At 64.8% G+C, this 14,867-nt stretch carries 10 protein-coding genes; 8 read left to right on the plus strand and 2 right to left on the minus strand.

Translation table 11 applies throughout. From position 1 onward, the window contains the following. Positions 1–4 precede the first annotated feature (4 nt). Entirely contained in the window at positions 5–1,012 is a 1,008-nt protein-coding gene (locus M2368_RS03915; protein ID WP_498724025.1) for a sugar-binding transcriptional regulator, read from the minus strand. 106 nt (positions 1,013–1,118) lie between these two features. On the opposite strand from M2368_RS03915, the gene M2368_RS03920 reads away from it, so the two are divergent. The 3 genes from M2368_RS03920 to glpK are packed head-to-tail and all read left to right on the plus strand — an operon-like array spanning position 1,119 to position 5,124. Beyond that, entirely contained in the window at positions 1,119–2,798 is a 1,680-nt protein-coding gene (locus tag M2368_RS03920; protein WP_498724026.1) for a glycerol-3-phosphate dehydrogenase/oxidase, read from the plus strand. A gap of 59 nt (positions 2,799–2,857) precedes the next feature. After that, entirely contained in the window at positions 2,858–3,586 is a 729-nt protein-coding gene (locus tag M2368_RS03925; RefSeq protein ID WP_105658317.1) for an MIP/aquaporin family protein, read from the plus strand. Between the two features lie 17 nt (positions 3,587–3,603). After that, complete coding sequence (gene glpK / locus M2368_RS03930) at positions 3,604–5,124, plus strand: glycerol kinase GlpK (protein WP_105658318.1); 1,521 nt, start codon at positions 3,604–3,606, stop codon at positions 5,122–5,124. Positions 5,125–5,235: 111 nt separating this feature from the next. Here glpK and M2368_RS03935 read toward each other — a convergent pair whose 3' ends face one another. Next, positions 5,236–7,110 carry a hypothetical protein gene (locus M2368_RS03935; protein WP_498724027.1) on the minus strand — a complete coding sequence of 625 codons (1,875 nt, stop codon included), beginning with the start codon at positions 7,108–7,110 and terminating at the stop codon, positions 5,236–5,238. 289 nt (positions 7,111–7,399) lie between these two features. Here M2368_RS03935 and leuS point away from each other — a divergent pair, with 289 nt between their 5' ends. The 5 genes from leuS to holA are packed head-to-tail and all read left to right on the plus strand — an operon-like array spanning position 7,400 to position 14,791. Continuing rightward, entirely contained in the window at positions 7,400–9,889 is a 2,490-nt protein-coding gene (gene leuS, locus M2368_RS03940; protein ID WP_402696160.1) for a leucine--tRNA ligase, read from the plus strand. A gap of 9 nt (positions 9,890–9,898) precedes the next feature. Beyond that, on the plus strand, positions 9,899–10,837 hold the full coding sequence (locus M2368_RS03945; protein ID WP_498724028.1) for a DegV family protein: 939 nt from the start codon (positions 9,899–9,901) through the stop codon (positions 10,835–10,837). 15 nt (positions 10,838–10,852) lie between these two features. Then, entirely contained in the window at positions 10,853–11,500 is a 648-nt protein-coding gene (locus M2368_RS03950) for a ComEA family DNA-binding protein (protein ID WP_498724029.1), read from the plus strand. Then, entirely contained in the window at positions 11,497–13,764 is a 2,268-nt protein-coding gene (locus tag M2368_RS03955; RefSeq protein ID WP_498724030.1) for a ComEC/Rec2 family competence protein, read from the plus strand. The genes M2368_RS03950 and M2368_RS03955 overlap by 4 nt, the downstream gene beginning before the upstream one ends. Positions 13,765–13,798: 34 nt before the next feature. Then, entirely contained in the window at positions 13,799–14,791 is a 993-nt protein-coding gene (gene holA / locus M2368_RS03960) for a DNA polymerase III subunit delta (protein ID WP_105658323.1), read from the plus strand. The last annotated feature ends 76 nt before the right edge of the window (positions 14,792–14,867 follow it).

The raw sequence follows: 14,867 nt of genomic DNA on the forward strand, positions 1-14,867 counted from the left end.
AACCCTACCCGTCCAGCAGCGCCAGGGCGGTGCCTTCGTCGATCACCAGATCGGTGATCAGCCCGCCTTTGAGCGCACCGCGCACGGCCTGGAGCTTGCCGCGGCCGGCGACCACGCAGAAACGGGTCGGCACCTTGCGAAGGGCATCGAGGTTCGGGCCGGTGGAGCGGGCATTAAGCGAAATGTTCGAGCTGTTCCCGTCCTTGTCGAAGAACACCGTGGCCACGTCGCCGACCACGCCGATCTCGTTGAGCTCTTGGGTTTCCGCCTTGGTCAGGTAGCCGCCGCGGTAGACCTGCGAAGCCACGGCGGAGCCGGCCGAGCCCAGGGAGAATACCGCGAGACTCATCTCCTTCTGCACCTGCAGTACCCGGCGGACCGATGTTTCCTCCCACATTGCGTCGCGGGTGGAGGCCCGGTCGAAGAAGGCCGGGACCGGGAACTGCTCGGTGCGGGCGGTGAAGGCTTGGCCGAAACGCGTGAGGATGTCGCTGGCATAGCGCACGCCGCTGGTCACCGGATTAGCTGCTCCATTGAGCTGCACGATCTTCGTGTCATGGGTCGGGTGGGAGCCCAGCGCCGTGGACACCGACTGCATGGTCGATCCCCAGGCAACACCCACCGTCATCGAGGAGGAAACCATGCCGCCGAGCAGGTAGGCCGCGTGCGCAGAGACCCGGGCCAGCAGCTCGGAGTCATCCATGTTGCCGTCGGTGGGTACGACGTTGAAGCTGATCCCGTAGTGCTCGGAGAGCTGGTTTCCCAGCAGCGCCGACATGTTGGCGCTGGGGGAGATGCTGATCGAAACCATGCCGGTGCGCTTGGCGTGGGTGAGCAACCGGGAGACCGTGGACCGCGAGGTGCCCAGCTCCTTGGCGATCACTTCCATCTTCATATCCTGAAGGTAATACAGCTGGGCGGCGCGCAGCGCATCCTTCGCCTTGGGGGTGCTGTGCACAGATGTGCCAGTCGTTGCCCGCTTGTAGGTGCCCCCGGACGAGGATTTCATCATGATTCAGACCACTTCTGCACGTTTGTGCATTTTGTTTGACCGCTTTGCCGTTCAGTAACAAGACTAGCTTCAGACTCATTCAATATTTACATAAGGGGCACAAATCGTGATTCGGGAACAGCTAGCCAAACTGCGCGAACGTCCGCAGGCGCAGGTTCTGGTTGTTGGCGGTGGCATCAACGGCGTAGCGACCTTCCGCTACCTGGCCATGCAGGGGATTGATGTAGCCCTGATCGAGCGCGGCGATTACTGCCAGGGCGCTTCGGGTGCCAGCTCGCACATGATCCATGGCGGAATCCGCTATCTGGAGAACGGCGAGTTCCGCCTGGTTCACGAGTCGGTGCAGGAGCGCAACTCGCTGCTGGAGATCGCTCCGCACTACGTGAAGCCGCTGCAGACCACCATTCCCATCTTCTCCACCTTCTCCGGCATCCTCAGCGCACCGATGCGCTTCCTGTCCCACAAGTCGGGCAAGCCAACCGAACGCGGGGCGGCGTTGATCAAGGCCGGGCTGATCATGTACGACGTGTTCGCAGGGATCGGCGGACGCAACACCCCTTGGCATAACTTCAAGGCCGGCAAGGCTGCCCGCCAGGATCTTCCAGCACTGCGCGAAGACGTCAAGTACACCGCCACCTATTTCGACGCCTCGGTGCACAACCCCGAGCGGCTGACCCTGGATGTGCTGCGTGAAGGCCTGAACGCCAACGACGAGGCCCGCGCCAGCAACTACGTTGAGCTGGCCGGCGTCGACGGCGGCACCGCGAAGCTGCGCGATATGCTCTCCGGCGAAGAATTCGACTTCGACGCCGATGTCATCATCAACGCCACCGGCGCGTGGGTGGATCTGACCAACAAGGACCTGGGCCGCGATACCAAGTGGACCGGCGGCACCAAGGGTTCGCACATCGTGCTGGATCACCCGGAACTGCTCGCCGCTACCGGAGGCCGCGAAATCTTCTTCGAGCATGAAGACGGCCGAATCGTGCTCATCTACCCGATGCTCGGCCGCGTGCTGGTCGGCACCACCGACCTCGAGCACGACATGAACGAGCCAGCGGTATGCACCGACGAGGAAGTCGACTACTTCTTCGAGCTGGTCCACCATGTTTTCCCGGGCATCAAGGCCACCAGGGAACAGATCGTCTACAAGTTCTCCGGCGTGCGCCCCCTGCCCAGCCATGACGACACCGCGCCAGGCTTCGTATCCCGCGATTACCAGATCAAGGAAACCCGCCTGACCGACGCGACCACCATGCTCTCGCTGATCGGCGGCAAGTGGACCACCTTCCGCGCACTGAGCGAGAACCTCGGCGGAAAGGCCCTGGAATTCCTCGGCGCCCGTGAAGTGAAGTCCACCGCCGGCGTAGCCATCGGTGGCGGAAAGAACTTCCCGGCCAACGAGGGCGAACTCGCCGCTTGGTATGCCGCGCGCGAGTCCAAGGCCGGCCGCGAACGCTTGCGCGTGCTGCTCGAACGCTATGGCACCGGAGCCGATGCCCTGCTGGAAATCATCGGCGGCAACGAAACCATGCTAGAGCACACCAACGAGCTGTCCTGCCAGGAGTTGGCCTACATGGCGAACCAAGAGCAGGTGGGCCGGTTGATCGATGTCTTCATCCGCCGCACCAACCTGGCCTTCCGCGGCCTGGTCACGAAGGATTTGGTAATCGAGGCAGCTAATTGCCTTGCAGAGCCGATGGGTTGGGACCAGTCCCAGACCCAAGCCGAGATCGACCATTCGCTCTCAGTACTCGCAGAAGCCCACGGAGTCACCCTGGTCTAACCTGCATCCAGGCCGGCGGCAAGGCGCCGCTGGCACTCGAAACCACTAAGAGGTCAACGTTGTCCACTCACGTGTTTCTCGCCGAATTAGCCGGCACTTTCATTCTCCTGCTGATGGGCGGCGGCGTCTGCGCGAACGTCGCCCTGAAAGGCACTCTCGGCAGCGCCGCGGGCTGGGTAGCCATCAGCTTCGGCTGGGGCCTGGGCGTCTATTGCGGCGTCTGGATAGCTGGGATCTCCGGAGCCCACCTGAACCCGGCAGTCACCCTGGGCCTGCTGGTCAACCCGGACGTTGCCGAGTACGCCCCCGGCGTCGCCAAGACCATGGCCAATACGCTGCTCTACTTCGCGGCGCAGTTCATTGGCGCCTTCCTGGGTGCCGTGGGCACCTGGCTGTCCTACAAGAAGCACCTGGATGATCCGCAGAACGCGGGCACGCAGCTGGGCGTCTTCGCCACCGGACCGGCCATCCGCTCCTACGGCTGGAACCTGGTCTCGGAAATCTTCGGCACCTTCGTCCTGGTGTTCGTGATCGCCGGACTGGGGCACACTCCTCACGAGCTTGGCCCGCTGGCTGTCGGCCTGCTGGTTGTTGCCATCGGCCTGTCCCTGGGTGGAGCCACCGGCTACGCCATCAACCCGTTCCGCGACCTCGGTCCACGAATTGCCCACGCCATCCTGCCGATCAAGGGCAAGGGCTCCTCCGACTGGTCCTACTCGTGGGTTCCGTTGGCTGGTCCAGCCATCGGCGGTATCCTTGGCGGACTTGCCGCCGCGCCAATGTTCTAGAAAGAGAGCAGTGAATCATGAGTGAAAAATTCGTCATCGCCATTGACCAAGGCACGACCAGCTCCCGCGCAATTGTCTTCACGCACGCCGGTGAGGTGCATTCGGTAGGCCAGAAGGAACACGAGCAGATCTTCCCGGCTGCCGGATGGGTCGAGCACGATCCAGCCGAAATCTGGAGCAACGTGCGCGAAGTGATTGGCCAGGCCCTGTCCAAGGCCAACCTGACCCGCCACGACATCGAGGTCGTCGGCATCACCAACCAGCGTGAAACCGCGGTGGTGTGGGATAAGAACACCGGCGAAGCCGTCTACAACGCGATCGTCTGGCAGGACACCCGTACCCAGGACATCGTCGACGAACTGGCAGCCGATGGCGGCCTGGAACGCTACAAGCAGACCGTTGGCCTGCCCCTGGCGACCTACTTCTCCGGCACCAAGATCAAGTGGATCCTGGACAATGTCGAAGGTGCCCGGGAGCGTGCCGAAGCAGGCGACCTGCTCTTCGGCACCACCGACAGCTGGGTGCTGTGGAACCTGACCGGCGGCGTGGACGGCGGCGTGCACGTCACCGACGTGACCAACGCATCACGTACCCTGTTCATGGACCTCAAGACCCTGGACTGGGACGAGAAGATCCTGGCTGACTTCGGCGTGCCGCGCTCGATGATGCCGCAGATCCGCTCTTCTTCGGAGGTCTACGGCTCCGTGCACACCAACCAGCTGCTGCGCGAGGTGCCCGTTGCAGGCATCCTGGGCGACCAGCAGGCGGCGACCTTCGGCCAGGCGGCCTTCACCGCAGGTACCGCGAAGAACACCTACGGTACCGGTTGCTTCCTGATCTTCAACACCGGCACAGAGATCGTGAATTCGACCAACGGCCTGCTGACCACCATGGCCTACAAGCTGGGCGAAAACGCACCGGTGTACGCCTTGGAAGGTTCCATTGCCGTGGCCGGGTCGCTGATCCAGTGGCTGCGCGACAATATCGGCATGATCGCTACCGCTCCGGAGATCGAGGAACTGGCAGCAAAGGTGGAGGACAACGGCGGCGTGTACATCGTTCCGGCCTTCTCCGGGTTGTTCGCACCATATTGGCGCTCGGATGCCCGTGGCGCGATCGTGGGCTTGACCCGCTATGCGAACAAGAACCACATCGCCCGTGCGGCCCTGGAGTCCACCGCATTCCAGACTCGCGAAGTCCTGGATGCGGTCAACGCCGACGCAGAGGTTCCGCTCACCGAACTGAAGGTCGACGGCGGCATGGTGGCCAACGAAGCCCTGATGCAGTTCCAGGCTGACATCCTCGGCGTGCCAGTGGTTCGCCCGAAGGTCACCGAGACCACCGCACTGGGTGCAGCCTACGCTGCTGGCCTGGCCGTTGGCTTCTGGAAGGACCTGGGCGAACTGGAAGACAATTGGGCCGAGGACAAGCGCTGGGAGCCAACCATGGATGAGGCTACGCGTGAGCGCAGCTTGCGCCTGTGGAAAAAGGCTGTCACCCGCACCTTCGACTGGGTCGACGAAGATACCAAGGCCTAAGCGCAACCGTGGCTTGGCCGGTTCCGAGCCGGCCGCAACCGGCAACGCCCGAATCACCCGGATGGGTGGTTCGGGCGTTGCCGGTTTAACCCGCGGGGCAGCTCAATCGCCTCAATCGCCCGATGCGGCCTCAGGGGTGTCTTCCTGGCCTGGACGCGCGGTTTCCTGCGCGGCGGGTCTGCGGCGCGCGGGGGACTCGCCGGCTTGCCGGGCGTCCCAATAGGTATTGCGGCGGGGCTTTTGCTCCGGATCGACATGTGCAGGCATGACCACGTGCGGCAGCCCATCGACATCGACGACCTCGAGCTGTCCGGCATGGCGCTTGTGGTGATCGGACGTGCACATTCCCGCCCCGGACCAGACACTGGTTTCGCCGCCTTCGGACCAGGGCTTCTGGTAGTGGTCGGTTTCGACATGATCCGGCGGCGCGGTGCAGTCGGGCACGATGCAGCCGCGATCCCGGGCCATGATCGCTTCGCGGATCCGGCCTTTGTGGTAGCGCATCTTGCGCCCCATATCCAGCACTTGGCTGTTGCCGCCGAGGACCATCGGGATGATGTTCGCCCTGGCGAGCAGCTGCCGGAGTTCTCCGGGCGGGATGTCGATGCCATTTGCGGTCATGCCGTGCGCGTCCGCCAGGTTCTGCAGATCCGCGAGCCACAGGTAGACCACGAACTTCGGGATGACGACTTTTCGCTCGCCGCCAGCAAATGGTGCGCGCAACAGCGCCATGAACGCGTTGAGCCGGCGACGATGCAGATCGGGCTGCCCGGCGGGGGAGTCCTGCTGGTGCGGCTCGTCTTGCGCCTCGTCTTGAGCCTCGTCTGGGGCCTCTGCCTGCTTTGCGGTGCGTCCGCCATCGGGATTCTGGCCATCGTGAGCTTCTGGTTCCTCTTCGGCCCACGGCGGCATGGGCTGATCGCTGCGCAGCCACGACGGCGGCTCGGGTGCGGCTCCACTTCCGTTGCCAGCGTTCTGGCCTGCCGTGGACTCCTGGTCCGCTTGGGAGTCCTGGCCCTCTCGCGGGCCGCCGCTGGCGCTGGATCCCGAACCCGCCGGGCGCTGCTGCTGGGGATCGCGATCGGCCCGGCCGGCCTTGGTTCGTGGGTTGCCGGCCTGCGTGAGCACCGAATGAACCAGCTGCGCATCGGTGGCATTGGTGCGCAGCGAGAAGAAATGCACGCCGTTTTTCACCGGGCCGATGAACATGCCGAGCTTGGGAGGCAGCTGCTTGCCGTGCAGTTCTTTGTAGGTCCTGATTGAGGTGCTGATCTGCTTCTGCGCGGCGGCGGGGCCCAGCTCCCGCAGGGAGTGGGCCGCGGCTTGGTCCAGGCTGCGGCCATCGGTGCCATGCGCCAGCAGCGGCACGGGCACGCCGTCAAAGATGGTGTCCTGCGGTTCGAGCCGTTCAAGGCGCCGCGCGGCGGAAGCGATGGCCCGGCGGTTGGCAGCGCCCTGCCCGTAGAGTTCGGCCAGATGCTTGAAACGCGGCGCGCAGATGCCGCCATCGGGGGTGCGCCGGCCAATGAGCAGGTGCGCGTCGGCAATGCGCCGTTGGGCTTCGAAGTAGCTGATGCCCAGCCATGCGGCCAGCAGCTGGGCGGTGTCCTTGTAGCAGCAGCGCCCCGGGGCAAGGTCCGGTTCCCCGGCAAAGAGCCCGTCGCTGATGGCGTCGGGGTCATCCGCAGGCAAACGCAGGGCCGCGTAGCTGTCCAGTGCCAGCGCCCGGGCGCCGGTGGCCTCGGCATGCAGTGCGCCGGCGTGTTGCTCGCAATGGACTTGCTGGGCAAACCTTTCGGTGAGCTGCAGATGCGCCAGGACCAGGCGCGGGTCGCCCGCATCGCGCACCAGCTTGCCCAGCGCGGCATACAGGGCCAGGCACAGGTAGCCAAGGCGCAGCACCATGGCACCGGACAAGGCCGGTCCGAGGTGCATCGGGGCCTGGCATGCGGTGCGCAATGCGGCGATCAGGGCTGGCGCGTTCATGGCTCCATGATCGGGCGCTGGAAGCTCCTGCCCCTGCGGGCAGCTGCGGGATGTGGATAACTGCGGTGGCGCCGCGTTTGCCGCTGTGTGCAATCTTGCGCTTCATCGATGCGCGCGTGGGCAGGGGATATGCGATAGAATCGCGATATGAATCCGAAGCGCAACCTAGCCTGAGCACGGCCCGTTGGCCGTACCCCCGAGTGGAAATTTGGGGGCTTTTGTTGTGTCTGGAACCAAGAACAAGTTTTTCCTATCGGAAATTTTCCGCAAAGCGTGTGAGAAGAGCAGCGTGACATCATCGACGAACGAATCCAGGACCTACGACTTCAAGGACATCGAGTCCAAGTGGCTTCCGGTGTGGGACGAACTACAGGTGTTCAAGCCCGCCGATGATGGCAGCCGCGAACGCCGCTATGTGCTGGACATGTTCCCCTACCCATCGGGCGATCTGCACATGGGCCACGCCGAGGCCTTCGCCATGGGCGATGTGGTCGCGCGCTACTGGCGCTTGCGCGGCTATGACGTGATGCACCCGATCGGCTGGGACTCCTTCGGCCTGCCCGCAGAGAATGCCGCGATCAAGCGCAATGCCCACCCTGCCGAGTGGACCTACAAGAACATCGATACCCAGGCCGCCAGCTTCAAGCGCTACGCGATCTCCGCCGATTGGGATCGCCGCTTGCACACCTCGGATCCGGAGTACTACCGCTGGACCCAGTGGCTGTTCAACAAGTTCTACGAGAAGGGCCTGGCCTACCGCAAGGACCACCCGGTGAACTGGTGCCCGAAGGACCAGACCGTGCTGGCCAACGAGCAGGTCGTCAATGGCGCTTGCGAGCGTTGCGGCACTGCGGTGACCAAGAAGTCGCTGAACCAGTGGTACTTCAAGATCACCGAATACGCTGACCGCCTGCTTGAGGACATGGAGCAGCTCAAGGGCCATTGGCCTGAGCGCGTGCTGCTGATGCAGAAGAACTGGATCGGCCGTTCCGAAGGCGCCGAGGTCACCTTCGGGATCGAAGCGCACGAGGACAAGCCTGCGCTGCAGATCCCGGTCTTCACCACCCGCCCGGACACCCTGTACGGTGCTACCTTCATGGTGGTCGCCGCCGACGCGCAGCTGGCTGGCGAACTGGTCACCGATGAGCACCGCGCCGCCTTGGAGGAATACCAGGAGCAGGTCAAGGCCCTGTCCGAGATCGAGCGCCAGTCCAGCGAACGCGAGAAGACCGGCGTATTCACCGGCCGCTACGCGATCAACCCGCTCTCCGGGGAGAAGCTGCCGGTCTGGGCGGCGGACTACGTGCTGGCCGACTACGGCACCGGAGCCATCATGGCCGTGCCTGCGCACGACCAGCGCGACCTGGACTTCGCCAAGGCCTTTGACCTGCCAGTACGCGTGGTCGTCGAAACCGGTCTGGAAGACCCGAACGAAACCGGCACCGCCACCGCGGGCGAAGGCCAGCTGGTCAATTCGGGGCAGCTGTCCGGTTTGGAGAAGACCGAGGCGATCGCCAAGGCCATTGAGATCGTGGAAGCTGCCGGCACCGGCAAGCACACCATCAACTTCCGCCTGCGCGACTGGCTGCTGTCCCGCCAGCGCTTCTGGGGCACCCCGATCCCGATCATCCACTGCGCCGATTGCGGCGAGGTCCCGGTTCCCGACGACCAGCTGCCGGTGCGCCTGCCCGATAACCTGCGCGGCGAGCAACTGGCCCCGAAGGGCACCTCCCCGCTGGCCGCCGCCGAGGAATGGGTCAACGTGGCCTGCCCGCAGTGCGGCGGCGCCGCCAAGCGCGACACCGACACCATGGACACCTTCGTGGATTCCTCCTGGTACTTCCTGCGCTTCGTCTCCCCGCAGTACACGCAGGGCCCTTTCGACCCGAAGGCCGTGCGCGACTGGATGCCGGTAGGCCAGTACGTCGGCGGGGTCGAGCACGCGATCCTGCACCTGCTGTACTCGCGCTTCTTCACCAAGGTCATCCACGACCTGGGCCTGATCGACGCGACCGAGCCGTTCTCCGCGCTGCTGAACCAGGGCCAGGTCCTGAACGGCGGCAAGGCGATGAGCAAGTCGCTGGGCAACGGCGTGGATTTGGGCGAGCAGCTGGACAAGTTCGGCGTCGACGCGGTACGCCTGACCATGGTCTTCGCCTCCCCGCCGGAGGACGACGTGGACTGGGCCGATGTCTCCCCATCGGGCTCGCAGAAGTTCCTGGCCCGCGCCTGGCGCATCGCCCAGGACACCACCAGCGAGGCCGGCGTGGACTACGCGGCAGGGGACAAGGCGCTGCGCCAGGTCACCCACCGCACCGTGCATGAATCCGCCGCACTGCTGGATTCGGGCAAGTTCAACGTGGTCATCGCCAAGACCATGGAGCTGGTCAACGCGACCCGCAAGACCATCGACTCCGGTGCCGGGGCAGCGGACCCGGCAGTGCGCGAGGCCGCCACGGTGACCGCCCAGCTGCTGAGCATGTTCGCCCCGTACACCGCAGAGGACATGTGGGAAGCGCTGGGCTATGCGCCCTCCGTGGTCACCAGCGCCTGGCCTGAAGTGGACGAGTCGCTGCTGGTCGATGACACCATCACCGCGGTCGTGCAGATCAAGGGCAAGGTCCGTGCCCGCCTGGAGGTTCCGGTGGACATCACCGAGGAGCAGCTGCGCGCCCAGGCCCTGGCCCACGAGTCGGTGATCCGCATGCTCGATGGCAAGGAGCCGCTGAAGGTCATCGTGCGTGCGCCGAAGCTCGTGAACGTGGTTCCCGCCCCGTAAGCTCGGCTCATGACTGAACGCCAGAAAAGCTCGCGCGCGGGCTGGCTGCCCAAGTGGCTGGCCCCGCGCGGGCTTTCGCGTACCCGCATCGGGGTCGTCTCCGATTCGGCGTCCTGCCTGCCCGGGCATTTCGGGCCGCATCCGGACTTCATCGAAGTGCCGATCCCGATCATCGTGGACAACCATGTGCACGGCGAAGACCTGCAGGCGCTGATGATGGGCCTGGCCATGGGCAAGGCGGTGAAAACCTCGCGCCCGGCGCCAGGCGAGTTCGAACGCGCCTACCGGCAGCTGCTCGACGCCGGCTGCGAGTCGATCATCTCGATCCACATGTCCGGGGCGCTGTCGGGCACCGTGGAGGCGGCCCGCTTGGCGGCCCGCAGCTTTGACGCACCAATCACCGTGGTCGATTCGCGCACCGTGTGCCTGCCCCAGGGATTTGCCGTGGCCGATGTGCTGGCTGCCCGCGCCGCCGGCGCCCCGCTGGAGATGCTCGAGCAGATCGCCGGCACGGCCACCGCCAACACCGTGTACTTCGCGGTGCCAAGCCTTGAGCAGCTGCGCCGCGGCGGCCGGATCAGCGCGCTGTCCTCCGTGGTCGGCAGCTTGCTGAATTTCAAGCCGATCCTCGGGATTGCCGAGGGCTCGATCGTCGCCCTGGAAAAGCCCCGCTCCTTCGCGCGCGCCACCGCACGGCTGGTCGCCCTGGCCCTGCGCGACGGCCGCGACGCCAGTGGCGAGGTGCGGCTGGGGGTGATGCATTTCGGCGCCGAGGAACTGGCCGAGGAAATCGCCACCGAACTGGCGCCGTTCAGCGCCATGCCGGTCGTGGTCGAGTCCCTTCCGGCGGTGCTGGCCGCGCATACCGGCCTGGGCGTGATCGCCGTGTGCGTCGCCCCCAGCTATCCACAGTCGGCGTCCATCCTGGATCGGCCGCCGGCACCATAGCCCAGACTGTGGCCCATGGGCCGCCACGACTTCTTCAGCAAGTACGCGCCACGTCCCGGTCGCCTGAGATTCGCGATCTCGCGCGTGGCCGTGCTGGTGCTGGTCATCGTGGTGCTCGCCTGGATTGCGATCTCCATCCTGCTCGCGCCACCGCCGGTCGCCCAGGAGCTTGAAACAGTTCCGCTGGTATCCGACCCGTCCGCTTCGGCGCCGGCGGACCACCAGTCCCCGAGCCCGGCCGCACCCGAGGTCACGGTCCACGTGGTCGGCGCGGTGAAGAAGCCCGGCGTCTACCAGCTGCCCGTGGATTCGCGGATTGCCGACGCGGTGGACGCCGCCGGCGGGCTGGCCAAAGGCGCACGTGCGCAGATGGTGAACCTGGCGGCCAAACTGGTCGACGGCCAGCAGGTGGTCCTTCCGGGCGCCGATACGGCCACGGAACTAGCCGCGGCACCGAGCGCGACGGCGGGCGGGAAGATTTCGCTCAACAGTGCCGATTCCCAGACCCTGCAGGAGCTTCCGGGGATCGGGCCGGCATTGGCAGCCCGGATCATCGACTTCCGCACCGAGAACGGTCCGTTCAGCTCCGTGGAAGAGCTGGATGCGGTACCGGGCATCGGTCCGGCGCTGCTGGGCCAGCTGAGCGAACTGGTGATCCCGTGAACACCGATTTCCGCGGCCTGTGGCTGCTGGGCGGCGCGTGGACCGCCGCCTACTTCACCCTCCCGGTCTGGTTGCTCTGGGCACTTTCCGCGCTGATGGCTATCCTGTTGTTCCTGCTATTGCGGCCCCGGCACGACCGCGCCTACGCGGCGCCATGGTTTACCGGTCCCATTATCCTGCTCCTGGGGGTGGTGGCCGTCAGCAGCCTGGCCTTCACCGACCCCCAGTGCCAGCTGCCGGGCGCCGGCGAGCAACAGCGCCGTGCCGTGGCCCGCTTCGAGGACCCGGCTACCGCGCAGGGCCAGGGGGCTGCCGCCGGCCGGGCGGAAATCCAGCGGTACTGGGCCAACGGCCAATGGGTGCCATGCCGGGTGCCGGTCTTCCTCACCATTGATTTCGGGGTGCCGGCCAATGCGGGCGAGTTCGAGACCATCCTCGACTTGGAAGCAGCAGCTGCCGGCGCCTTCGATTGGTGGGCGCATGCCGCCAGTGAACCGCAGGTGAGCTCCTGGGTTGAGCCTACCGCCGCGGATTACCTCAAGGAACGGTTCACCCAGGGCCTGCGCGGCCTGCCGGACAATGCCCAGGCGCTGCTGCCTGGCATGCTCTATGGCGATCGTTCCGGACAGGACGAAGCGTTGAGCGAGGCGATGAGATCCAGCGGGTTGAGCCACCTGACCGCGGTGAGCGGATCGAACATTGCCCTGATCGGGGCCATTGTGCTGGTGCTGCTCCGGCTGTTTTCGGTGCCACGGGCACCCAGCGCGATCTTGATGATTGGCGTGGTCGGGCTCTTCGCCTGGTTTGCCGGGCCGGATCCCAGTGTCCTGCGCGCCAGCCTGATGGGCAGCATTGCGGTCATCTCGGTGCTGCTGGGTCGTGGCCAAGGCTCTCTGGGAATACTGTGCCTGAGCGGAACCGCCTTGCTGGCTATCGATCGCTCGCTGGGTGCCGAACCGGCCTTCGCCCTGTCGATGCTGGCGACCCTGGGAATCATCATGCTCGCCCCGGCCCTGACCGAAATTCTTCTCCGCATATTCCCGGCCTGGTTCGCGCAGCTGACGGCCATTTGCTGCGCGGCACAGTTCACCTGCCTGCCGGTGGTCATCGCGTTGAATTCGGATTTCAGCCTGTACTCGCTGCCCGCGAACCTCGTGGTCGCGCCGTTGCTGCCCTTGATTACTGCGCTCGGCATGGCCTGCCTGCTGCTGTGCACGCCGTGGCCAGCGCTGGAATCGGTGCTGATCTGGGTTCCGGGGCTGCCGGCAGAAGCCATTGGCCAGGTGGCCCATTTCGTTTCCGGGCTCCCCGGTGCCGCCCGGCCGTGGCCCGAAGGCCTACCCGGAATCGTCTTGGCAGTGATGCTCTCCCTGGTGCTTTGCACCCTGCTGGTGCTGGGCCGGGAAACCGAGAGGCTCCGGGTCAGGCAGGTGTCCCTAAGCGTGCTGGGAGCGATCCTGGTATTCGCCGTAGCGCTCGTTCTGCCTGCGACGCTGTTCTACCGGGAAGATATCGCGCCGCATTGGAGCATTGCCATGTGCGATGTGGGCCAGGGCGACGCCTTCGTCATCAATCTGGGGGATTCAGAGGGCTGGCTGATCGATACCGGACCACCGGAGAGCGGGTTGCTGCTGTGCCTGGAGCGGCTGGGCATCAGCACCTTGAGCAAGGTCTTCATCACGCATACCCACAGCGACCATTTCGGGGCCGTGGGCGAGCTGGAGAATTCGCACGTAAAGATTGGTGAACGCCTGGTCTCGACTGGGTTCGACCTTGAACTATGGCCCGGTGCACGCGCCTTGGAGCCCGGTACGCGGCAGGCTGCAGGGGAGGTGGGCTTCGAAGTCGTGGGCCCCGAGGCGCGCTTCGCGAAATACGCCGAACCCAACGATACATCGCTGGTCATCCGGTTCAGCTTTTCCACCGGGTCCGGAACCATCGATCTCTTCACAGCCGGGGACATGGAAACCGAAGCCATGGATCGCCTGCTGCGCCTGCATCCGCAAGGGCATGCAGCGATCCTGAAAGCCTCGCACCATGGGGCACGCAACGGCGGTACCGAAATCATCGAGCAGATCCTTCCGCAGATCCTGCTGGTCTCCGCGGGGAAGGATAATTCCTATGGCCATCCGCACCCCGAAACCCTGGAGATGGCGCAGCAGGTCGGCGCGACGGTGATTCGCACCGACCAATCGGGTACCGTACTGCTCACATTTACCAGCCAGGGCGTTCTGGGTACCGCCCTGGGTACGCCAGTTCGGTAGGATCGTTATATCGACCGATGCACTAAGGAGTTCGATGGCACGCGCCCAAGCAAATCCGGGTATCTCATGGCGGGAACTGCGCCCGCAACCACTGATCCTGTTGACCGGTTCAGAGGATTACCTCGCTTCGCGCGCCTTCGAATTGCTGCGTTCCCAGGCATCCCAGCGGGACGATATCCAGCACACGCGTCTTGACGCGGCAAAGTACGAGCCTGGAGAGCTGCTCATGGCCACCAGCTCTTCGCTGTTTTCCAGCGCCAATCTGGTCGAGGTCCACGAACTGGCCCACATGAACGAGTACTTCCTCAAGGACGCCCTGGCCTACCTGAAAGACCAGGCTCCCGAGAATGTGCTCATCATGCATTACTCGGGTGGTACGCGCGGCAAGAAGCTGATTGACGCAATCAAAGCTGCCGGTGCCCTGATCGTCAATTGCCAACCGGTGAAAAAGGACTCCGAGAAGATCGACTTCGTCCAGTCCGAATTCAAGGCCGCCAAGCGCCGGATTACCAATGACGCGGTCAAAGCCCTCGTAGCGGCGGTAGGCAACTCGCTGGCAGAGCTTGGATCGAGCTGCTCCCAGCTGATTGCCGACACCACGGGAACCATTGACCAGGATACGGTCGACAGGTACTACGGCGGCCGGGTTGAAGCAACTGCGTTCAAGGTGGCCGATGCCGCAATTTCCGGCAACGCCCAGATGGCGCTTCGCACTTTGCGCCATGCGCTGGGTACTGGAACCGACCCGATTCCCATTGTGGCCACCTTGGCGATGAAGGTCCGCCAGATCGCCAAGGTCGCCGGCGTGAATGAACCCGCAGCTTCATTGGCATCCGAGTTGGGGATGGCGCCGTGGCAAGTTCAGCAGGCGCAGCAGCAGGCTCGCGGCTGGAAACGCAGCGATCTTGCCCTGTGCGTCGAAGAAATAGCGAATACCGACCGCATGGTCAAGGGCGGCAGCCGTTCACCGGGCTACGCGCTGGAACACGCCATCATGTTCATTGCAGGCAAGGCTCCGGGACGCTAGCCGCTGAGGTTCCAGGTGGGGCGGGCACGATGCACTCCTGCGCGCTCCCACTGCTCTTTAATGAAGGCTAGCCATC

The organism is Arthrobacter sp. JUb119 (genome assembly GCF_024807995.1).
Taxonomy (GTDB): Bacteria; Actinomycetota; Actinomycetes; order Actinomycetales; family Micrococcaceae; genus Glutamicibacter.